This is a genomic window from Mesorhizobium sp. P2_F8 (genome assembly GCF_056403655.1).
Genome location: NZ_JBFUFB010000121.1, coordinates 1 through 671, shown reverse-complemented (window position 1 = coordinate 671; position 671 = coordinate 1). Strand labels below are relative to the sequence as shown.

General features: G+C 56.8%; 2 protein-coding genes. Both read left to right on the top strand.

What is annotated here, in order from left to right; all coding sequences use genetic code 11:
- A partial coding sequence (locus AC1DZP_RS36325; RefSeq protein WP_477309184.1) for an Hsp20 family protein occupies positions 1-216 on the top strand: 216 nt, incomplete at its 5' end.
- Between the two features lie 86 nt (positions 217-302).
- Positions 303-671 (top strand): Hsp20/alpha crystallin family protein (locus AC1DZP_RS36320; RefSeq protein WP_477309182.1); only part of this gene is annotated, 369 nt, incomplete at its 3' end.

The window sequence follows — 671 nt, the reverse complement described above, 5'->3', positions numbered from 1 at the left end:
GTTCAGTACCTCCATCATGGCTTGGCGTTGAGGTCGTTCGTGCGTCGCTTCGAACTTGCCGACCATGTGACCATTGTCGGGGCAACGCTCGAAAACGGTCTGCTGATCATCGACCTCAAGAAGCAGATTCCCGAGGAGATGAAGCCGCGCCGCATCGCGATTAATGTCGAGACCGACAAGAAGGCGGCCTCCAAGCACATTGAAAGCGCGGCCTGATCTTTGTTGGTCGGCCTGCAGCAGACATCCCGTCCTGTCGTGGATGGGGTCCGGGTGCGACCATAAAACGAAAAGGAGAAGGACAAATGAGCGTACGTGACTTGATTCCCTGGAGCCGTGGCGGCAGCCAGGCACCGCGCATTTATCGCAGTGACGACATGGATCCGTTCCTGTCGTTACACCGCAATGTCAACCGGCTATTCGACGAGGTGTTCCGCGGTTTTGACACGCCTTCGATTCTTGGCCGCGTGCCTCCTCTCAATGGCACCTGGCCAAGCGTGGAGTTCTCGGAAACCGATAAGGAAATCCGGGTGACGGCCGAAATCCCGGGCCTCGATGAAAACGACGTCGAGGTCATGCTGGATGATGGTGTTCTGACGCTTCGCGGCGAGAAGAAAGCAGAGAGCGAGGACAAGGACCGTCAGTTCAGCGAACGCTATTATGGGCGTTTGTTT